Source organism: Bacillus jepli (assembly GCF_047238305.1).
Lineage (GTDB): Bacteria > Bacillota > Bacilli > Bacillales > Bacillaceae_L > Ferdinandcohnia.
The window spans coordinates 511,955-532,073 of sequence record NZ_JBDFMO010000001.1; the positions used below are offsets into that span (position 1 = coordinate 511,955).

Annotated in this window: 22 protein-coding genes and 1 pseudogene; 15 read left to right on the plus strand and 8 right to left on the minus strand. The window is 38.0% G+C overall.

Features of this window, described 5'->3' with window-relative positions; all coding sequences use genetic code 11:
• Positions 1-187: 187 nt before the first annotated feature.
• On the minus strand, positions 188-700 hold the full coding sequence (locus ABC371_RS02500; protein WP_412895429.1) for a YbaK/EbsC family protein: 513 nt from the start codon (positions 698-700) through the stop codon (positions 188-190).
• A 407-nt stretch (positions 701-1,107) separates the two neighbouring features.
• Here ABC371_RS02500 and ABC371_RS02505 point away from each other — a divergent pair.
• The 6 genes and pseudogenes from ABC371_RS02505 to ABC371_RS02530 form a co-directional block, all read left to right on the plus strand.
• Positions 1,108-1,533: pseudogene (locus tag ABC371_RS02505) on the plus strand (protoglobin domain-containing protein); the annotation flags it as partial.
• Positions 1,534-1,806: 273 nt separating this feature from the next.
• Entirely contained in the window at positions 1,807-2,295 is a 489-nt protein-coding gene (locus ABC371_RS02510; protein ID WP_412899251.1) for a methyl-accepting chemotaxis protein, read from the plus strand.
• 332 nt (positions 2,296-2,627) lie between these two features.
• The gene (locus ABC371_RS02515; protein WP_412895430.1) at positions 2,628-3,311 is read left to right on the plus strand and encodes a transposase; all 684 of its coding nucleotides are present in this window, start codon (positions 2,628-2,630) and stop codon (positions 3,309-3,311) included.
• A 216-nt stretch (positions 3,312-3,527) separates the two neighbouring features.
• Positions 3,528-4,001, plus strand: a complete 474-nt coding sequence (locus ABC371_RS02520; RefSeq protein ID WP_412895431.1) for a transposase — start codon at positions 3,528-3,530, stop codon at positions 3,999-4,001.
• 6 nt (positions 4,002-4,007) lie between these two features.
• Complete coding sequence (locus ABC371_RS02525; protein WP_412899252.1) at positions 4,008-4,439, plus strand: transposase; 432 nt, start codon at positions 4,008-4,010, stop codon at positions 4,437-4,439.
• 168 nt (positions 4,440-4,607) lie between these two features.
• On the plus strand, positions 4,608-5,594 hold the full coding sequence (locus ABC371_RS02530) for a GGDEF domain-containing protein (protein ID WP_412895432.1): 987 nt from the start codon (positions 4,608-4,610) through the stop codon (positions 5,592-5,594).
• A 16-nt stretch (positions 5,595-5,610) separates the two neighbouring features.
• On the opposite strand, the gene ABC371_RS02535 is transcribed toward ABC371_RS02530, so the two are convergent.
• The 4 genes from ABC371_RS02535 to ABC371_RS02550 form a co-directional block, all read right to left on the minus strand.
• Positions 5,611-6,483: an EAL domain-containing protein gene (locus tag ABC371_RS02535; RefSeq protein WP_412895433.1), complete on the minus strand. Its 873-nt coding sequence runs from the start codon at positions 6,481-6,483 to the stop codon at positions 5,611-5,613.
• Positions 6,484-6,613: 130 nt separating this feature from the next.
• Entirely contained in the window at positions 6,614-7,318 is a 705-nt protein-coding gene (locus ABC371_RS02540) for a YwmB family TATA-box binding protein (protein WP_412895434.1), read from the minus strand.
• 95 nt (positions 7,319-7,413) lie between these two features.
• Positions 7,414-8,292 (minus strand): ABC transporter permease, encoded by an 879-nt coding sequence (locus ABC371_RS02545; RefSeq protein WP_412895435.1) that lies wholly within the window; start codon positions 8,290-8,292, stop codon positions 7,414-7,416.
• The gene (locus tag ABC371_RS02550) at positions 8,289-9,236 is read right to left on the minus strand and encodes an ABC transporter permease subunit (RefSeq protein WP_412895436.1); all 948 of its coding nucleotides are present in this window, start codon (positions 9,234-9,236) and stop codon (positions 8,289-8,291) included. Before ABC371_RS02550 ends, ABC371_RS02545 begins: the two co-directional genes overlap by 4 nt.
• A 157-nt stretch (positions 9,237-9,393) precedes the next feature.
• Here ABC371_RS02550 and ABC371_RS02555 point away from each other — a divergent pair, with 157 nt between their 5' ends.
• From ABC371_RS02555 to ABC371_RS02585, 7 genes are all read left to right on the plus strand, one after another.
• On the plus strand, positions 9,394-9,786 hold the full coding sequence (locus ABC371_RS02555; protein ID WP_412895437.1) for a cytosolic protein: 393 nt from the start codon (positions 9,394-9,396) through the stop codon (positions 9,784-9,786).
• A gap of 104 nt (positions 9,787-9,890) precedes the next feature.
• A complete protein-coding gene (locus tag ABC371_RS02560; protein ID WP_412895438.1) occupies positions 9,891-10,544 on the plus strand; it encodes a hypothetical protein in 654 nt (217 codons plus the stop codon).
• Positions 10,545-10,683: 139 nt separating this feature from the next.
• On the plus strand, positions 10,684-11,748 hold the full coding sequence (locus tag ABC371_RS02565; protein ID WP_412895439.1) for a glycosyltransferase: 1,065 nt from the start codon (positions 10,684-10,686) through the stop codon (positions 11,746-11,748).
• Positions 11,745-12,905, plus strand: a complete 1,161-nt coding sequence (locus ABC371_RS02570) for a hypothetical protein (protein ID WP_412895440.1) — start codon at positions 11,745-11,747, stop codon at positions 12,903-12,905. Before ABC371_RS02565 ends, ABC371_RS02570 begins: the two co-directional genes overlap by 4 nt.
• A gap of 6 nt (positions 12,906-12,911) precedes the next feature.
• Positions 12,912-13,922, plus strand: coding sequence for an NAD-dependent epimerase (locus ABC371_RS02575; protein ID WP_412895441.1), 1,011 nt, complete (start codon positions 12,912-12,914; stop codon positions 13,920-13,922).
• Positions 13,923-14,258: 336 nt separating this feature from the next.
• Positions 14,259-14,486: a hypothetical protein gene (locus ABC371_RS02580; protein ID WP_412895442.1), complete on the plus strand. Its 228-nt coding sequence runs from the start codon at positions 14,259-14,261 to the stop codon at positions 14,484-14,486.
• Positions 14,476-14,727 (plus strand): LexA family protein, encoded by a 252-nt coding sequence (locus tag ABC371_RS02585; protein WP_412895443.1) that lies wholly within the window; start codon positions 14,476-14,478, stop codon positions 14,725-14,727. The genes ABC371_RS02580 and ABC371_RS02585 overlap by 11 nt, the downstream gene beginning before the upstream one ends.
• Before the next feature lie 23 nt (positions 14,728-14,750).
• Here ABC371_RS02585 and ABC371_RS02590 read toward each other — a convergent pair whose 3' ends face one another.
• The 3 genes from ABC371_RS02590 to ABC371_RS02600 form a co-directional block, all read right to left on the minus strand.
• Entirely contained in the window at positions 14,751-15,119 is a 369-nt protein-coding gene (locus tag ABC371_RS02590) for a YkvA family protein (RefSeq protein ID WP_412895444.1), read from the minus strand.
• A gap of 331 nt (positions 15,120-15,450) precedes the next feature.
• Entirely contained in the window at positions 15,451-17,241 is a 1,791-nt protein-coding gene (pepF, locus tag ABC371_RS02595; RefSeq protein WP_412895445.1) for an oligoendopeptidase F, read from the minus strand.
• Between the two features lie 152 nt (positions 17,242-17,393).
• Positions 17,394-18,173 (minus strand): Cof-type HAD-IIB family hydrolase, encoded by a 780-nt coding sequence (locus ABC371_RS02600; protein WP_412895446.1) that lies wholly within the window; start codon positions 18,171-18,173, stop codon positions 17,394-17,396.
• 182 nt (positions 18,174-18,355) lie between these two features.
• Here ABC371_RS02600 and ABC371_RS02605 point away from each other — a divergent pair, with 182 nt between their 5' ends.
• On the plus strand, positions 18,356-19,531 hold the full coding sequence (locus ABC371_RS02605; RefSeq protein WP_412895447.1) for an SLC45 family MFS transporter: 1,176 nt from the start codon (positions 18,356-18,358) through the stop codon (positions 19,529-19,531).
• Positions 19,532-19,725: 194 nt separating this feature from the next.
• A complete protein-coding gene (locus ABC371_RS02610; RefSeq protein WP_412895448.1) occupies positions 19,726-20,106 on the plus strand; it encodes a MarR family winged helix-turn-helix transcriptional regulator in 381 nt (126 codons plus the stop codon).
• Positions 20,107-20,119: the final 13 nt, after the last annotated feature.

Genomic DNA, 20,119 nt, shown 5'->3' on the forward strand with positions numbered 1-20,119 from the left:
ATTTAAGCTTTCTTGGCAAACTGATGGGACACAGGGGCAGTTAAGTGTGATGAACAGGATTTCCCAGGTCCTTCCGACGCGATTCCCTCTTCATTATCTCGATGAAGAGAATTCCTCGAAATCTAGGGATATGTTCATTGCCCCAGTTAAAATATGGTGGGACGACGAACCTGTCCCTCTGACCCACTTATTCGTTATGTACCGCTACCTTATCCTTGGTATCTTCAGTTTGCCATCCTTTGCACACATCTACCCATTCCTTTGCTTCTGCATACTGGAATAGCTCATCACATGTTAATTCGATAGCTGAGTTAATGCTACCACACGCAGGAAATACGGTTGTAAAACGCTTCAAAGACTCATCAAGATATACGTCAAGATCGTTCGCAAGTCCAAACGGGCATACGCCGCCAATTACATGTCCAGTTTGCTCAACGACTTCGTCTGCAGACAGCATTCTAGCCTTGAATCCAAAGGTGTGACGGAATTTCTTATTATCAATTTTTGCATCACCCGCTGCGACGACTAAAATGGCTGTATCGCCTTCCCCGCGAAAAGATAAGGTTTTCGCAATCCTTTCGGGAGCAACACCAATTGTTTCAGCAGCCTGATCAACTGTTGCGCTGACTGTTTCAAACTCCATAACATCCTTTTCACGGTTCCATTTTTTAAAATGCTCTTTTACACTCTCAAGTGACATTATGTTCATCCTTTCTTCGAAGTTTATTCATTCTATTAATTTAACATAAGATTTAAAAAAGTCATAAAAATTCACTCTTGTTTCTCAATGAATAACCTCCATTGTTTTATGCATTTTCTTGATTAACAAAAACTTAACGTTCTGTTCAAATTATTGTCAATGTACCTATCATATATAACTAGCTAATTAAGTATATAGTTAAAATAAAGGGAGCTTGGAAGATTTATCTGTACGATGGACGCTTGGATAAATTCTGAGCTAGTAGCGCAACCAACCTAATAGAAATTGGGGGAATTCTAATGGGAATTGCTTGGAGAAAAAGAAAAGAGCCTCTCCTTCTCGAAGGAGTAAGTAGTGAAAAAAACAAAATTAAAGTAGTAGATAAAAAGACACTCACGAAGCTAGATATGATAAGACTAACGAATGAGGAATTACATATTATTGCTAAAATGCAACCCATTATTCAGGGACATATCGAGAAATTAGTAAATGATTTTTATAACAATGTCCTTGAAAATAATGAATTAAAAAGAATCATCGAAAAACATAGTACTGTGGAAAGTCTAAGAAACACATTAAAAAGGCATATCATTGAAATGTTTAATGCTGATCTAGATGAGGAATTTATAGAAAAGAGAATTCGAGTAGCTAAGATCCATTATCATATAGGTCTTAAACCAGAATGGTATATGGGAGCCTTCCAAAATTTACAGAAGTCGATTATTGAATTGCTATTTGAAAATATTAGACACCAAGGAGAATTGAAGGTAATTATCATTGCGATTACAAAAATACTAAGCTTTGAGCAACAGCTCGTTCTAGAAGCGTACGAGATTGAAAATGAGAACCAGCGTAAAACGGAATATGAAAATGTGCGATATGGAGTAAAAAATAAAATACTTGAGGTTAGTTCGGAATTAGTGGCTACAGTAGAACAAACAACGGCTACCGTCGATACCCTAATTGAGAATAGTAATGAGGTAAATGAAGCTGTTTCTAAAACGAATGAGCAAAGTAAAATGACTCAACAAGTCGTTAGTGAAGGGCAAAGAGAATTACATGAATTAGTAAACCACATTCAATCTATCAAGACTCATATACATAATATGAATAATATGGTAAATAATCTTGTTGAATCTACACAACAAATTAAAGGTGTAATAGGTATTGTACAAACCATAGCAGACCAAACAAATTTACTTGCCCTTAACTCAGCAATTGAAGCAGCGAGAGCAGGTGAATACGGCAAAGGCTTTGCAGTAGTTGCGGATGAAGTACGAAAATTAGCAGTACAAACGAAAAATTCTATTAGTCAAATAGAGGAATTAATCATTTCTTCAAACGAGTATACCGACAACGTTAATCAATCATTGACTGATGTAAATATAGTAGTAGATGAAGGTATCACAAAATCATCAATAGCCCATGAGGCATTTAATAAAATTATGGAGTTGATCCATACATCTCTAGATTCTATATCAAGCGTTAGTGTTGAAATCTCACATATAACTGAAACAATTAATGAATTCGGTCAAGCTATGTCAAACGTTACGACAGCTGCTGAAAACCTAGAACATACTGCTACGATTGCATAAAAAATGGGGCTGTCCGAAAAGTCATTGAAAAATGACATTTGAGGATAGCCCCTCATTTTTTGTTTTTGGATATATTTATTTATAAATGGTTGTTGATTTCCGCTGCAGGTACTCGCTTTCCGCGGGCGGTCCGGGAGCCTCCTCGTCGCAAGCTCCTGCGGGGTCTCCCCTGGCCACGCTTTTCCCGCAGGAGTCTCGTACCTTCCGCTACAATCAACAAGTTTACAAAATTCAGTCGTATTAACACCAATTTTTTAAAAAACTACACAAAAAAATCATCCTTTTTAGTAAAATGAAGTTACCACACAACATTCCAGAAAGGATGATTTTTTATGAGCAATCAATTGATTACTAATGAAAATTATAACATGCAACCTTCCCTTTTTCCAGAGTACGCGGAGGAGAATCTGGAAGTTCAAAAAGTTGAAAAGCAAGAAAGTGAAAAACCAAAAGAAGCTAATCCAAGACAATTATCTCCTACATTTAAACCCTACGATAATCGACAAATTCAAATGATTTATGATATCGAATCTCTTATTCCAGAACATCATGAAGCCCGTGTAGTAAACGAAATGGTTGAGGTTATACCTGATGAGAAACTATTTTCGTACTATGTAGGTGGCGGCAGAAGTCCTTACCATCCTAAATTGATGCTTAAAATCATCCTTTACGGCTACTCGCAAAAGGTTTATTCTTGTCGTGGAATCGCAAAATTAACAACTGAAAGTATCCCGGCCATGTGGTTGTCAGCGATGCAACAACCAGATTTCCGTACAATTAATGAGTTCCGCGGGGGACGCATGAAAGACTTTATGGATGAGCTATTCGAAGCTATGATTCACAAGTTGATCGAAGAGAACTACATAACATTCGAAAATTACTTTTTGGATGGCACTAAGATTGAAGCCAATGCCAACAAGTATAGTTTTGTATGGAAACGGGCTACTTCAAATTTTGAGGAGAAATTAAAAGGAAAAATGAAGGAAACCCTTCAGCATATCCATGAATTAATGTAGTCAGAAACACAACTAGAACAGCAATCAACAGATCAAGAACAAGAAATTACTGAACAAGAATTAGTAGAAGTTGCCGAAAAACTCGAGGAAAAAGTTGAGGTACTAACAGAAGTAATTGATAGCGAAACGGATAAGGACATTCGTAAAGAAAAAAGACAAGAACGCAGTCAATTAAAGAAAACAATCAAGCAAATCCGTGAGGAATTCATACCTCGCATGACTAAATATAAGGAACAAAATGAAGTGTTCGGTGACCGTAATAGTTATTCGAAAACGGACAAAGATGCCACCTTTATGCGAATGAAAGAAGATCATATGAAAAATGGCCAACTTAAGCATGGATATAACGTACAAGTAGGAACTGAAAAACAGTTTATTCTACACTATTCAATCCATCAACGCCCAACGGACACACGTTATTTAATTCCACACATGGAGAAACTAGCCAAATCCTCTCTACCAATGCCTAAAGTAGTGAGTGCAGATGCAGGTTATGGTAGTGAAGAGAATTATGTATATGCCGTTGGTGATGAGAAAGAACAACGATTCGAATTTCTTATTCCTTATGGGAGCTATTTAAAGGAACAAACACGCAAATATAAAAAAGATATCAAAAACGCAAAAAACTGGACTTATGTGGAAGAAGATGACTGTTTTATTTGCCCGAACGGAATGAAAGTGTCGTTTTAAAAAAACCTGAACAAAAAGAATCAGTCTGGCTACGAGCAAAGCTTCAAAATATATGAATGTGAAGATTGTACAGATTGCCCACTAAAAGCACAATGCACAAAAGCAAAAGGTAATCGTCAGGTCCATCGGAATACCATTTTTGAAGAAATGAAAGCCAAGGCTAAGGCAGCCCTTGAATGTGAAGAAAAGGCCGCAATCTACGCTCGACGTAAAGTTGAAATAGAAAGTGTGTTCGGTCACATCAAGGGCAATAGGTCGTTCCGCAGGTTTTCGTTACGGGGACTCGACAAAGTGCATGTTGAGTTTGGAATTGTGGCATTAGCCCACAACATACTGAAAGTAGCAGGCATCCGCCAGCTACTTTTAGAGAAGAATCGAAAAACCAAAAAAGGCAAGGGAGAAAAACGACTCGTTTTTCTCCCTTGCCTAATTTTTTAGGACTTATGGGACAGCCCCTTTTTTTTATTAATACATTATTTACAAAACATTAACGTTGTTACATTAAATTATTAATAGGAGACTGATAATCTATTTATAGGTAATTGGTATTATTTCTCTATTCCTATAAAAATAGAAAAAATAATAGTATAGGAGATGGACTGTTAAATGGACATTGTGATAGGAGAAATTGCGATAGAAAGTTTCATAGTGTCTCCTTCAACAAAATGTGAGGAAGTTTATACGATATTCGAAAAAGAGACTGCTATCGAGGGAATTGTTGTTTGCTCGGATCAAAAGCCAGTAGGGCTGGTAATGAAAACTCACTTTTTTCAAAGGCTCTCCATCAAATATGGATTTGACCTCTTTATGAAACGAACGATTGATTTAGTCATGGATCAAGAAATTTTAATCGTGGATTATCATTTATCTTTAACGGAAGTAAGTACTTTGGCCATGAATCGAAAATTGGAGCATTTATATGATGTCGTGATTGTAACAAAGGAAAACAACTTATTTGGAACCGTTAGTATTCGCGAACTCATAATGAAGCTTGCAGAAATTCAGATAAGAAATGCACGCTACTCTAACCCATTAACCGGATTACCCGGAAACAATGTAATCAAAGAAACATTACAAGAGGTCCTAACCTATAAAAAGTTTAGTGTGTTATATATTGATATCGATTCCTTCAAAGCCTTCAACGATACATACGGATTTTCAAAGGGTGATGAGTTAATTAAAGAAACAGCAATGATTCTTAGCGATGCTGTCATGACCGCTGAAAATGAGCCCTCTTTCATTGGACATATTGGTGGAGACGACTTCATTGCAACTATACCACATCATCACTATCAACCCATTTGTGAAAGCATTATTGCACAGTTTACTGACTCACTAAAGATATTCTATACACAAGAGGATCTTATCAAGGGATATGTATCTGGCGTAAGTAGGCAGGGTGTCTTCGAAAAGTTACCATTGGCAAGCATCTCAATTGCCGTTGTTCAAAATAGAAAGCGGCCCATTACATCCCTCGAACAATTAAGCTTGGAATCAGCAAAAGTAAAAAGCTACTGCAAAACCACAAAAAATAGCATCTATCTTACCTTAGAAGATTATGAAGAACAAATAAAAGAGAAGACTCTTTTTTAAACAAGGGTCTTCTCTTTTATAGTGTTAACGCTAATTGATGATGTTTTTTGACTTTAGGCATGGTTCCTTGTTGCAGCTTTTGATTGGGTCTTCCAAGTGCAAAACCTTGTCCCAAATGCACCCCAAGATTTTGCAAAAACTCAAGTTCATCATCAGTTTCAATGCCTTCCGCAATAATTTTCGTTCCTACCTGCATTGCATATTTTACCAACAATCTTACTAAGTGCTGGTTTTCTCGGTGACAGTGAATATTGCGTATAAGTGACTTATCGAGCTTAATAAATTCAGGCTTAAGATATACAAGCGTCTGTAAGCTGTTATACCCAGTCCCCGCATCATCAACCGCGATTCGAAAGCCTTGCTGTCGATAATGTTCAATCAATTCTTTAAATTGATGATAATTTTTGACCGATTGTTTTTCTGTTAACTCTAATACAATTTGGCTTGGGGATAGATTATGTTTTTTAAGCAATTCCATCGTGATCCCACTCCGCCAACATGGGTCTGCCAATACCTGTGTTTGGATATTAAGAAACACAAGTGGATTCCTACATTCATTTTGTTTTTTTATCTGTTCTGCAAATCGTTCAATTGAAAGATTGCGTAAAAATTGTTCTACCATAACCACATAAGAGCTTTCCCCTACATAGTCATAAAAGGTTTCAGTTGTTGGAAAATGCACAGTACTTTCAGGTCTATTCAATACTTCAAAGCCTTCAGTAGAACCTTCCTCGAGTGAGAGTATGGGTTGAAACATGGTTGTTACTTTTGACTTATGCATGAGAACCTTAAGTTCTTCGTCCCGTTTGTATTCTTGGTATAATGTGGCCCTTTTGTTTTTTAAAAAAGCAAGAAAGTGTATAAAATTGCGTAAATGATTTGTCTCCATGGGCTCCTACCTTTGTACATAGTTAACAAGATGTCTATTTTTATTATAAAGTCTGGACTTTCATTGGAACGATAAGATTCTGTAAAGTTTTTGTAAAGAAAAAAGGACTTGGAATTCCAAGCCCTCAATTTTAATATTCCGTTGTAATAATCGGTGTTCCAATTGTGACATCGATTTCTTCATTCTCTATGTCTGCTCTAAGACCAACCTGCAGGTTAATTTTTTCTTGTTCGGACGTCATTAACTCCGATTCAAAAACCTTCGAGTAGGCTGAAACAGAAACAAAGGTATCTTCCTGAAGCTGTTCCACCACTTTTGCTTGTGCATCTTCAATCAATTCTCCCAAAACCAAACTTAATTGGTTTTTAGAAGACAGTACACCTGATATGGAATAAAAAGTTTTGCTATCCTCGAAAGTTTCGCTAACCCAGTTAATTTGCTCTGCAGTTAATTTTGTTCCTATCGCTTCATTGGTAACCGCAATTTCATATTTTCCGCCTGATAGATAAGCTTTTAGCTTAATCGACTCAGTTATTCCGTGTTCATTTTCTTTTTTACCCTGCCATACATAATGACTATCTTCTTCAAGAATACTTTTCCAGCTATATGAATCATGATTGCTCATGAATTGTTCAATTTGATGTTTCATTTCCTTTAGATCATTTGCTTGTCCAACCTTGCTTCGAGATAAAGCCATCCATGATGAAATTTCAACGCTATTTTTGTCCGCGAGTTCTTTTATATCTCCAAGATCATTTCCTTGAGTAGCTTCATTATCTGAAAAAAATCCGGCTAGTATTCCAAACGATAGGATTAGTGCAATTGTCATCTTCATCCGTCTCTCACCTCTTTAAGAAGGATAGCCAAGTTTTTTCATATCTATACCTCAAAACTATCATTCTTCTAAAATACGGATGTACCCCTTAATCATTACTTATTTGTTTTCTTCACTAGCCCGTTTCCAATTAAATAAAACGATAGAACTGTAATGGAAATTAAGAAAATAGCACTGAATGGAATGATTTTCACACCCCACATGTCTTTTAGAATGGTCGAGAGTACCAATGGCCAGGAATCCGAAGTGTTTACGGCATAAATGGTACCAGATGCATCATTTTCAAATGCGACACTAATAAAAATCCCAACAATCCCAAGCTGGGCAATTAGAAACAAAGTACGTCCTAACTCATTTGCAATAAGAGTTATGAGTTGCGGTTTCATATTGGGGTAGAAATAACGTTGTGATAAACGAAACGGAGAACCACCCGCAACAATGCCCGCTTCATAATAAGGCTTAGCGGCAATATCACTCACATATTTAAAAATGACATCTCCTACTCTACCAACCTCAATTAATGCCAAAACAAGGATAAACCAAAACGGTCGGTTCGGAGAGTATAAAAAGAAAGGGATCCCTACAATCATGACAAGCAGCAAAATAGAGGGAATATATGAAAATAACTGATGCCAAACCTGTAAAACCACTTTTAGAAGACGTGAATAAAAAGCCCCAATCCCCAAAAATGTCCCAAGCAACATCCGGATGATTACTACGCTAAAGATAATAAGAAGTGTTTCTCTGGTACCAATGACAAGTCTGCTTAACAAATCAACACCTTCTCGGTCACTTCCTAACAGGAATTCCTTTGATGGTGAAAACGGTGGTGTTACCATTGTTCCATCTTCATATTTTAGGTATAAATGCTCCGTTAAATCTTCATCAACAAACGGAAGATACGGTCCAAAAATAGCAATCATTACGATAAAACTTAAAATAATTGTTCCAATTGTAAGTGATGGATTCTTCATGCTTCTTTTCCTTTCGGTGATACCAAATGACTTAACCATAGAAATAACAGATTCGAAAGTAGGATAATGAGGGTAAATACGAGCACAAACCCTACTGCACTATTAGTATTCATATGGAAACTGGTTCCTTCTACAAATCTTCTTGGAGCCGCGATTGCCTTGTAAAAATAAAAGGCAGCTCCTCGATAGTTCGTAAGGAATTCCACTATAAATAAATTGGATAAGACGTATAAAGTCATCGTATTGCTATTTACGTTGATTTTCTGCAAGGCGTTTTTCAACATATGTAACGTAATCGTTTTAAAGCGAGAAATTCCTTTTGACTTGGCCGTTCTAATGTAATCCTTTGTTTCCTCTTCAACAAGACTCGTATATGTAATATTGGCGATTAGAAATAAAGGATACATGGCTAAAAATAGAATACACACAATGACGTTTTCGAGCTTTTCATGCCCATATAAATCAATATGCAGGAATAGTCCAATTTCATATAAAAACATGAGTAAGAGCTGGATTCCTATCATAAAAAAGAGGTCTGGAATAGATAACATAAACCACGTCATCCCACTCCCCACTCCAGTTTTTTTATTCTTTAGTAAATAATCAATAACCCCTTTTATAATTCCTAAAAAGAAACCGATGAAAATAGCCGGAATAATAAGCAAAAGACTTCTTCCTGACGTTTTTAACACATGAGACTCAACTGTATCTCCATCAGAATAAAAACCTAAACCGTGATTTTCTTGAAAAAATGCAAAAAAGTCTTTTATATTACCAACATGTTGCTCCACACTATAGTCATATACAATTTTTTGTATATCTCCATATTTACTAGTTTCAAATATGACATCTCGTGGAATAAAGATAATGATTAAAAGCAAAACGGTTGAAATACACCACAATGCGAGTTGCTTAGATACCTTGTTTAAAAGTGAAGTTTTCATAGGTTTTTTCGTTCCTTTTACAAAAATTAGAAATATATATAAAGTCTACTAAATTACGAATAGTTTAACAACTATATTGAAATAACTTTTATAACCTGTTTGATTTTGTTTGCTTTTTTCTGTACATTCTATAGAGGATACCAAGGAGGTGTAATCAATGAAGTCAATTTCTGTTTCGTTTCATAAGGAAGATGCAGTTGAAGCAATGAAAGTCGATATTCTTGAAGAAGAAGATTTTAATCGTGTAACGGAAGGTGGCACAAGACACCTATTTGAGCTAGATACGAATATTGGATTTTTTGTCTTTTTCGATGGTGAAGATGCCGAGGGGAATATCCATTACCTTGCCCTCCAATATGAAGAAGAAAGTGAAGATCCATCCTACTGTTTCGAATTTGAGCTTAAGGATTTTTATGAATTTATGGCATTGTATCTCAATGACCTTGAGTTCTCAGAAGAAGAATCCGAAGACGAAGAGCAAGAATATGGACCAATCCATCACCTTGCCCACCTGCTGTACCACATCGTGGAAGACGCAAAACAAGCATAGGAACATGAAGGACCACATCAATGTGGTCTGTTTTCCTTTTCAAACGGGCATTTTTATGAAAAAATAAAGATAGAAAATAATGTTAATTTCAGGTGGGTGATGGCTTGTTTCTCAATATCTTTTTCACCATTGTTTACATACTAGGAGTGTATTACTTAATACAGTATAGAATGAGTATCAAAAAGGCTGTTGATCTTTCGAAAGAAGCTCTTTTTCCACAAACAGAAGAGGAATTTCGTGGGATCCTTATTCCTACTGAGTATAAGGAAATGGAACAACTTTCTAAATCAACTAGATCTTATAAATTTGTCAAATGGGGAACCGTTGTTGCAATCTTGGTCCTTTTGGGTTTACTGATTGTCATCCTTACAACTGATTTTTTAGGGTCCTCCTTCTTCTCGATGGCGTATCTCTTTTTTGCCATTATCAGTGCTATTCGCCACCGTGGGAATCTTTTTATATTACCAAAGGGCATTATCCTACAGGGTCGGTATTTTTCTTATAGCCGAGTCAAGGAATATGAGGTTGAACGAATTGTGCGTTGGCATGATTTGTATGGCATTAATGACCGGATGAATTTTAGCTACAAGCTAACGATTAAGGTAAAAGGATTTTTTCCATTGGTTAATTTCGTTGTTGTTGAAAAAGAAGAGCATCTTGAAAAAATCATTCATTTGCTGGAAACGGGCGGTGTCCAAGGAAAAAGAATTGTAGAACCCACCCAACAGACTACTCCAAACATGACCACAAAACCGTAAAACACCAGGCTATCAACCTGGTGTTTTTTTATTTCCACATTTGTACCCTCTTAATCTAGGAATTTTGTCCAAACACTACGTACAATTGTGCATAGAGTAATGGAAAAGACTACCACAAAAATGGAAGGAGTCGATAGATTTGCCTACTGCTATGCACTTAAACTTACGTGTAGACCCCACCCAATACATTCCACAAATCAGAAATGTGCCTGACTATGATTATATTCATGTTGTAAGACAGCCGAAATATATGGTAGATATGTCCCTCTTAAATGATAATGTTTACTATTTAAATGAAATTGAATCACCTAAGAATTTTGTTAAAAAACAAAAGATAAAGCTTATACATGCCCATCACGGACAACTTGGAATTCTTTTGCTACCTTTTAAGGAAAAAACAGGCTTACCCATGGTCACAAGCATTAGAGGGCGTGATGGAACCTTGGCAGACCAGCATTTCACCTATTTAGATCATATGAAATTGCTTTTTAAGCAAACAGAAATGTTATTCCCTGTATGCCATTTTTTAGCTGAGAGAATGATTGAATGGGGCTGCCCCGAAGAGAAAATCAGAGTGTTATACGGAGGTGTGGACCTTAACCAATTTCAATTTCGGTCACCTGAAATAACCGGCACACAAAATATACTCTCAATTGGGAGATTAGTAGAAAAAAAAGGGCACCATGTTTTGCTCCAAGCGTTTGCTAAAATCCGTCAATCATTCCCAAATGCAACCCTTACACTTATCGGTCGTGGACCGTTAGAAGATTACCTCAAACAATTGGCATCCCAATTAAATTTAGGTGATTCCTTTCGATTGCTACAACATCTACCAAAAGCACAAGTACATGAACACATGAAAAAGGCAGACCTCTTTTGCGCGGCAAGTCTAACTGCAACTAACGGAGACGTGGAAGGAATTCCAAATACAGTAAAGGAAGCAATGGCAACTGGGATACCCGTCATCTCAACGACACATGCAGGAATTCCAGAACTGGTGACACATAATGTAGATGGTTTCTTAGTGCCAGAAAACGATATTGATGAACTTGCACTCGCACTAGAACACATGCTAACTACCCAATCATTATGGCTCCCCTTCGCAACTGCTGCACGTCAAAAAGTAGAACAAAACTTCGAATTAACTGCCCAACTTAAGCAGCAAGCTCGCTTCTATGATGAACTATTAGGAGGATCAAAATGAATGACTTTACTTCAATAACTGTAACAAAACCTGAAAAAACACTAAAAATCCATAATCCTACCTCATACCCTCTCATTGGAAAGGGGGCTCAAGGCGCTGTTTTCAAGCTCTCCCAGAATACATGTGTGAAAATTTTTGTAGACCCTTTTAAAGCCAAAATGGAACAGGAGGCTTTAAAAACAGCCAAAAAGAACCCCTTCATTCCAAAGGTCTATGAAACAGGAGAAAATTATGTGGTGATGGAATACTTAAACGGACCTAGCTTAAAAGACTATCTTCTTGGAAGCATGTTCATGCCCGAAGAAATCACGAAGAAACTTTTACAGATGCTAGAAGGGTTTAGAAAATCCAAATTTACAATGATAGACGCCCCACTTCGCCATATCTTCGTCGTAAACGATGAATTGAAGGTAGTCGACCATGTGAATGCATTTAAACGAGATCATCCTGTGCCGATTAAATTAATTCGCGATTTAAAATTACTCCTTTTGAAGGAATCCTTTCTCATGCAGGTCCAAAAACTAGCACCTGACACTTACAAAGAGTGGGACAGCTATTTTAATCAAAAAATAAGCTTTAAAAAAATGCTCATACAACCCGATCGGGGTGATAGTGTGAAGGTCGATAGCTCCTATTCACAGCTATTGATTGGAAAAGGGCATCAGGGTGCTGTATATCGATTATCAGAAGACCGTTGTGTCAAGGTTTATGGAAAAACCAATCATGCTCAACAAGAACAAGATGTTTTATTATCTTGCCAGCACTTATCCTTCATTCCAAAGGTATACGAGGCAGAGGAAAATTATGTTGTGATGGAATATCTATCTGGACCAGACCTAAATACGTATCTAAAAAAACAAACCAAGCTTCCAGCAGAGGTTACAAGAAATCTACTGGATATCCTTACACACATGAAAAAGGAAGGCTTCAATCAAATTGATGCACCACTGCGCCATATTATTATTACAAAGAATGGCTTTAAAATGGTTGACCATGTGTACTCATTTACGCGTAACCAAAATCGTCCACTCGAGTTATTTCAAGATTTACATGAAAGAGGATTTCTTGAGGCGTTTTTAGAGCAAGTGAAAAGCCTAGATTTAAAAACCTATCATGAATGGACCAAAACCCCCATTCCTTTAACAAAGGAAGGTTAGAGAATTATGAGCATTCTTGTAACTGGAGCTGCAGGCTTTATTGGCTATCATTTATCAACACGTCTACTCGCAAAGGGATATCATGTCATCGGTGTTGACAATCTCAACAACTACTACGATGTTCGCTTAAAAAAGGAACGCCTCCTTCAGCTTAGGCAACATAATAATTTCATATTCTATCAACTGGATTTGGCAGATTCCGGGAAACTACATGAGCTGTTTACAAGAGAGCAAATCAATATAGTGATTAATCTTGCAGCACAGGCCGGTGTTCGTTACAGCCTCAAGCATCCGCAAGTATATGTCCATTCAAATCTAGTAGGCTTCCTCAATATCTTAGAGGCCTGCCGCCATCATCCTGTTGACCATCTCCTGTTTGCATCCTCAAGCTCGGTATACGGAGCAAACGCGAGCATTCCGTTTTCAACTAAAGACTCTGTTGACCATCCGGTAAGCTTATATGCTGCTACGAAAAAATCAAATGAGCTCATGGCTCACTCCTATAGCCACCTTTTTAATATACCAATTACCGGGCTCCGTTTTTTTACTGTATATGGACCTTGGGGGCGCCCCGATATGGCCTATTATTTGTTTACACAAGATATTTTAGAAGGCAGACCTATCAAAGTCTTTAATAATGGTGACATGCGCAGGGATTTTACGTATATTGATGATATTGTGGATGGGATTATTGGTTTACTCGACCACCCCCCATCTAAAAACTCTGACTGGGACCCATTGGATCCAGATCCTAGCTCAAGCAACGCCCCCTATAAAATTTATAATATCGGCAATAACAGTCCAGTAAGCCTAATTAATTTCATTAGGACCTTGGAAAAAGCAATTGGAAAACAAGCTAACATCCAGTTGTATCCGATGCAGCGTGGGGATGTCAAAGAAACGTACGCTGATATTACTGATTTGCATGAAGCGATCGGATTTCAACCCAAGATTTCAATAGAAGAAGGCCTTACTAAATTTGTGAACTGGTTTAAAGAATATTATCGGTGGACATAGGTTTGTATTTTATGGCCCGCCTCCTGTTGGGAGGCGGGTGTTTTCGTGAGGTCGCTCTTGTGTGGGACAAGCTTGTGCGTTTTTCCCTTGAGCATTTCCCGCAATGTTTCTCTTGCGGGACATGCTTACGTGTTCCTCCCCTCAAGCTTGTGCCGCAAAACCTTGCTTGCGGGACATGCTTACGCGTTTTTCCCCTCGAGCTTGTACCGCAAAACCACGAAACGACTATTTCATGCTTGTTCCAAAAACTTTTAACAAGAAATACGAATAAACGTTCTTGTTTTTGTTGATAATAGAATGTATGTTCGTATATAATATAAAAAAGGAGATGATTACATGCGCGGGATTTTACAGCGTGCCCTGCTTCAACACACACCTATCGAAATCATCTATATGTCTCAAAATGGAGTTCTTACCCAACGCAACATTCAAGTATTGGAAATCCAAGAAACCACAATTAAAGCCTATTGCTTGCTTCGCAATAAAAAAAGAACCTTTAAAATAGATAGCATTTTATCAGCAGCCGTACCAAGGAACAAAGGAGATGTGAAATTTGCAAATTAGAACACTACAAATGAGGATGGAACATACGGAACAAGAAATATATGAACAAGTCGTTAAATATATGATGAAACACCACAAAGCTCCGACGATGCGTGAGCTTTCAAGACTTTGTACATCTGTGAGCTCAACAAGCACAATCAAGGCATACCTTGATCGTCTCAAGGAAAAAGGGATGCTACATTATGAACCAAAAACACCACGTTCCATCACCTTACTAAAAGAACTACCCCATGCAAAATAGGGTAGTTCTGTCGCTAATATATTCTAAAGTTTTTCATCTACATCTGAGGTATCGACATCATCACCAAACCAATCAACAAGCTTTGCTTTAGCCTTTGCTTTGACATCTTCATCAATATGCATGGCTACTTGGAAAAGCGCAACACCTAAAGCGCCAAGATCATCTGTAAAACCAATACCTGCAGCGATGTCTGGAATGAGGTCAACCGGAAAAATAAAATAGCCCAACGCAGCAAGAATTGTCACCCTTGCTTTTGCAGGTAGATTCGGCTTTTGTAGCACATAGTAAAGCAAAAGCGCCGTATATACCACAGAATGACCTGCTCTTAGAGCAAACTTTTTAAGTTTTTCCCAAAACTTCTCTTCCGAATAATGCTTTTCCATATCGTCCATGTGAATCCCCCATTTTATTTGTTCTGCATTATTACTACTATTGTACTACAAAGGCAAACAAATGAATCATTGGGCTAACATGAAATTTCAACTTTCCTTAGATTATGTTGCCATTCCATTTTTACACGTAAAAATCAATCAAATACGCTTTGGCGTATTTGCGCCCAGATTTTATTAGGCCCACATGATGTGGGTCACAAAGACATTGTCACAGGATGTGGCGTTCTTAGTCTTTGATCTTTTGCTCGAATAGATTCCTTTGAAAATCTGTGGCATCCGCCGGAGACTTTAAATTAATTTAGCAGAAGTAGCTGACTTCTGCTGAATTAATTTAAAAGCTTTTTTCAAGCTCATCCACCAATGAACCAACATAAGCTACAGCTTTTTTAATTGGCTCTGGTGTTGACATGTCCACTCCAGCAAGTTTCATTAACTGTAGGGGCTTTAGTGTTCCACCCGCTTTTAATGCTGATAGCCAACGATCTACCGCGGGCTGGCCTTCCTCTTGAATCATTTGAGAAGCAGCTGTTGAAGCGGTTAACCCCGCGGAATACGTATATGGATATAAGCCCATATAATAATGTGGCTGGCGCATCCATGTTAGTGCAGCTAGTTCATCCATTTCGACTTCTTCTCCCCAGAATGCGGAAAGTAACTCTGTTTTTTGTTCACAGAGAATGTTGGCTGTAATAGGGGTGCCTTCGTGAGCTAACTCATATATACGTCGCTGTAGTTCACCCTCAAGAATATGTGTCACAAAATTGTGGTAATAGGTACCTAATGATTGTAAAATCACCCAGCGTTTCATGCGCTCATCATTTGACTGAGCCAAAATATATCTACTTAGAAGCATCTCATTCATTGTCGAAGGCGCCTCAATAAAATAGCGAGAAGGACGTGTATTTGAAATACGTTGATTGCGCCCCGCTAGCACAAAGTGCCCAGCATGTCCCAGTTCATGAGCAAGGGTAAATGTATTACGCATCGAATTATTCCATGTCATTAAAATGTACGGATGGGCGCCATACGGGCTTGAGCAAAACGCACCCGATCGTTTTCCAATATTATCGGCTAGGTCGACCCAACGATTATGGATTCCCTCTTCCATAATTTCAACATACTCTGTTCCCATCACCTGTAAGGCATCTAGCACTAACCTTGAAGCCTCCTCATATGTGACCTCAGGGTCGAAATCTGGATCAAGCGGTGCCTTTAAATCACTATAGTACATTTTCTCGAGTCCTAATACGCGTTGCTTTAATTTTGCAAGGCGACGCATATGAGGTGCTAATTCAGTTTGAATTGTCTTTAGCTGATTATGGTACATTTCCTTTGTAACCTGTTGTTCATCAAGAAGCATCTCTGTTACAGACCCAAACCCGCGTAAACGAGCTTCAATCACCTGCTTTTTCACCTCTGTGGCATATGTAGCCGCATAAGTGTTTTTATATTTATCCAATGTTTCAGCAAAAGCAGCGGATGCCTTACGACGTAGTTCCGTATTCGCTGAGTCCTCATATTTTGGGAATGAATTAAAGGTGAGTGGATGCTCGACCCCATCATCCGTCGTAAATGGCGAAAACTGCATATCTGACGTTTTACTTCTTTGATAAATCATATATGGAGAATCCATGACCTCACCAAAAGCAGCTAATACTTCCTCAGCATCTGGTGATAGAGTATGTTCCTTTGCTTCAAGGATATCTGCTAACGTCTTCTCAAATTCCTCCAACCCTTTTTCTTCTTTTATGTATGTACGAATCGTTTCTGAGTCTAGTGCTAGCAATTCTGATTTTATAAATGATAGACTAGCTCTCACATTTGAAAGTAAGGATGCTGCTCTGGCCGCGTTTGCCTGATACACGGAGTTGGTTCCATCAACCGATATATGTAGGTCGGCATAGCTCATCACCCGCATCACTCTTTCCTGCAGAGCATCCTTTGCTACTAGGCAGTCAAACAAGGATTTTGCTGTTTCACCAACACGTCCCTTGTATTGTGTAACGGTTTGGATATCCAATTGGACTGACGAAAGTTCCCTCTCCCAGGCCTCGTCTGTTTCAAATAAATCTTCTAGGTTCCACGTTTGTTCAACAGGCACCTCAGATCGCAATAATGCCATTTTGCAATTCCCCCTTTTGATAATGTTTCGTTAATCGAAATAAACTCTATTTCTATTATAAAATAAACAAACAAAGATTGACATTGAAATCCCTAATTTTCTTACAAAACCATAAAAAAGAAGATCAAGAATATCTCGATCTTCTTCCATCCTTATAACAATCCAACCATTTGTAGTCCGTGTAAAATGCCGTCTTCTTCAACGGACTTCGTTACATATTTGGCAACGTCCTTAACTTCGTCAACCCCATTGCCCATCGCTACACTATTGTGAATCGTGGTGAGCATTTCCAAATCATTTAATCCGTCACCAAACGCATATACTCGCTCTTCTGGAATTCCGAATTTCTCAACAAGCTTTTCAATCCCTTTTGCTTTTGACCCGCCACTTGGGAGGACGTCAACAGAAACTGGGTGCCAGCGCACAAAGTCAAAGTCCTTAAACCCTTCTTCGTACTGCACTTCTTCTCCTTCTTGGACAAATAGTAGCGATTGGAACAATTTACGTCCTTCATAATACTTTGGATCATAGGTAGGAAAGCTTTTGATTTTTAAAGTTGCAATGCTCTCCGTAATAAATTCATGTTCTGGAACATTTGCCTTCATGTCCTCGTGATCCATGTAAACAATAGGGTGATTATTGGCAAGTGCTGTTTCTGTTAGCTGTAAAAGGGCTTCTTCATTCAATGGATTTGTGAAAATTTCTTCTCCATTTAACACGACGTATTGACCGTTGTAGCTAACGTACGTTCCGATTCCGAGCTCCTCACGCAGGTCTTCGAACATAAATGGAGCGCGACCTGTAGCAATGGCTACTTCATGCCCAAGTTCCTTTAGTTTAAAAATGGCTTCCTTTGTTGAGGCTGGCAGTTGTTTTTTATGGTTCAAGAGTGTTCCATCTATGTCAAAAAAGATAAGACTTCGTTCTTTCACTTCAAATTCCTACTTTCTATTTTACTTTTGTCTGCATTCACATATCACACTTACGATACAATATTTTCATGCTTTAAACAAATGAAACACCTCTGTATTTGCAAATAGAAAACATGCAAAAAGGACTACTCCTACGCATAAATTAGTACTACTGTTTTTATTTCACATCAAGGAGAGCGCATATGAGAAAAACATGGCTGTTAGGGTTTGGCTTCTTTAGCATTAGTCTTGGGTGGTCTTTATATAATGGATTTGTTCCTTTTTTTCTTGATAATTTTATTACGAGTACGGCTTTGATTGGGTTTCTAATGACCATCGATAATTATATCGCTCTCTTTTTACAGCCATATATCGGTCAGCTGAGTGACCGAACTCGGACTCGTTTTGGGCGCAGGATGCCCTATTTACTTATTGGCGTTCCACTTGCTGCCCTTTTCTATACACTGATTCCCCTTCACACCGGCTTAGTTTCCTTACTCATCTTCATGTTATGTATGAACTTGTCAATGGCGGTGTTTCGGTCCCCGACAATTGCGTTAATGCCAGATATCACTCCTGAACATAAACGAACAAAGGCGAATGGAATCATCAACTTTATGGGTGGCTGTGGGGCAATCTTAGCGTTTAGTATCGGCTCGTATTTATTTAGCTTTGACGAAACCCTTCCTTTTATCGCCGTTTCCATCATCTTTTTAATCACTTTATGGATTGTTTTTAAACATATCAAAGAACACCGCGATTCCCTTTCTTATACAGAAACAACTGTCCCGAAAATTAATTACAAAGAAGAATTGAACTCTTCTACTCTTTATCTATTAGCCGCGATCTTTTTTTGGTTTATTGCAATCCAGGGAATGGAGGCTTTATTTACCTTATATGGAGTGAACGAAATTGGCCTCTCCAAAAGTGCCTCTGCGTTTTCGTTAACATTTTTTTCATTAAGCTTTGTCATTTCCGCGATTCCGAGCGGTCTACTGGGTGCGAAAATTGGGAAGAAAAACGTGATTCTACTCGGAGTGATCGGATTAATTGTTTCATTTTTGCTGTTGAATTGGGTTGTATCGGTGTTTTATTTAAGAGCGATTTTATTTTTAGGAGGCATCTTTTGGGCTTTTGTTAATATTAACGCCTACCCTTTGATTGTTTCTACAGGGAGTGAGAAAAGCTTTGGAACGAGAACGGGGCTATATTATTTGGTTTCCTCACTGGCAGCTATTACATCCCCACCGGCTCTAGGTTATTTAATTGACCTGTTTGGATTTAGTGTGTTGTTTTTAGCTGCAGCAGGTAGCTTAATGGTTGCATTGTTTTTTATTAGTAGAGTGACAGAGCATGAAAATCGTGTTCATGACTCATAGTGGATTAGCGACATTAGTGGGCGTGTAAACTGGAAACAGTTATACAACGCCCTTTTACTATTTCATTGTTTTACCATAGACTATTACAGTGTTTTCTGTTACCATTATCAAATGGTTACCCTCGATAACTATTTTTCTAAAAGGAGTGAACTCCCATAGAGACATTTCAATTATTCTTTCAGCAACTAACACAATTGTATCGTCCTTTTGAAAGTCAGCTGAATGTTGAGCTTAGTAAACATCAGCTTTATCGGGCGCAATGGTCCATTCTTTACTATATTGTAAATTTTGGTTCTCCCACACTTGTGGAAATTTCTACTTATCTTGGCGTTGAAAAGCCTACGGTTACAAGAACCATTAATCGTTTAGAAGAACTTGGATATGTGGAGCACATTCCTGGTAAAGACAAGCGAGAAAAGAGAATGCAGCTTACCGTTTTAGGCAAAAAGGTTTATCAAGATGTCCGGAAGACGGTTGATCAATTTGAACAGGAAATAATAAAGGGTGTTTCTGAGAAGGAACTACTTGAAGCTGTACATGTTCTGAAGGCCATTCGCAACAATCTAATAAAGTGAGGAGAGTTACAAC

Coding starts and splice junctions, on each gene's coding strand:
- ABC371_RS02500 (WP_412895429.1), bottom strand. CDS start 700: ATGTCACTTGAGAGTGTAAAAGAGCATTTTAAAAAATGGAACCGTGAA.
- ABC371_RS02510 (WP_412899251.1), top strand. CDS start 1,807: ATGAATAATATGGTAAATAATCTTGTTGAATCTACACAACAAATTAAA.
- ABC371_RS02515 (WP_412895430.1), top strand. CDS start 2,628: ATGAGCAATCAATTGATTACTAATGAAAATTATAACATGCAACCTTCC.
- ABC371_RS02520 (WP_412895431.1), top strand. CDS start 3,528: ATGACTAAATATAAGGAACAAAATGAAGTGTTCGGTGACCGTAATAGT.
- ABC371_RS02530 (WP_412895432.1), top strand. CDS start 4,608: ATGGACATTGTGATAGGAGAAATTGCGATAGAAAGTTTCATAGTGTCT.
- ABC371_RS02535 (WP_412895433.1), bottom strand. CDS start 6,483: ATGGAGACAAATCATTTACGCAATTTTATACACTTTCTTGCTTTTTTA.
- ABC371_RS02540 (WP_412895434.1), bottom strand. CDS start 7,318: ATGAAGATGACAATTGCACTAATCCTATCGTTTGGAATACTAGCCGGA.
- ABC371_RS02545 (WP_412895435.1), bottom strand. CDS start 8,292: ATGAAGAATCCATCACTTACAATTGGAACAATTATTTTAAGTTTTATC.
- ABC371_RS02550 (WP_412895436.1), bottom strand. CDS start 9,236: ATGAAAACTTCACTTTTAAACAAGGTATCTAAGCAACTCGCATTGTGG.
- ABC371_RS02555 (WP_412895437.1), top strand. CDS start 9,394: ATGAAGTCAATTTCTGTTTCGTTTCATAAGGAAGATGCAGTTGAAGCA.
- ABC371_RS02570 (WP_412895440.1), top strand. CDS start 11,745: ATGAATGACTTTACTTCAATAACTGTAACAAAACCTGAAAAAACACTA.
- ABC371_RS02575 (WP_412895441.1), top strand. CDS start 12,912: ATGAGCATTCTTGTAACTGGAGCTGCAGGCTTTATTGGCTATCATTTA.
- ABC371_RS02580 (WP_412895442.1), top strand. CDS start 14,259: ATGCGCGGGATTTTACAGCGTGCCCTGCTTCAACACACACCTATCGAA.
- ABC371_RS02590 (WP_412895444.1), bottom strand. CDS start 15,119: ATGGACGATATGGAAAAGCATTATTCGGAAGAGAAGTTTTGGGAAAAA.
- pepF (WP_412895445.1), bottom strand. CDS start 17,241: ATGGCATTATTGCGATCTGAGGTGCCTGTTGAACAAACGTGGAACCTA.
- ABC371_RS02605 (WP_412895447.1), top strand. CDS start 18,356: ATGAGAAAAACATGGCTGTTAGGGTTTGGCTTCTTTAGCATTAGTCTT.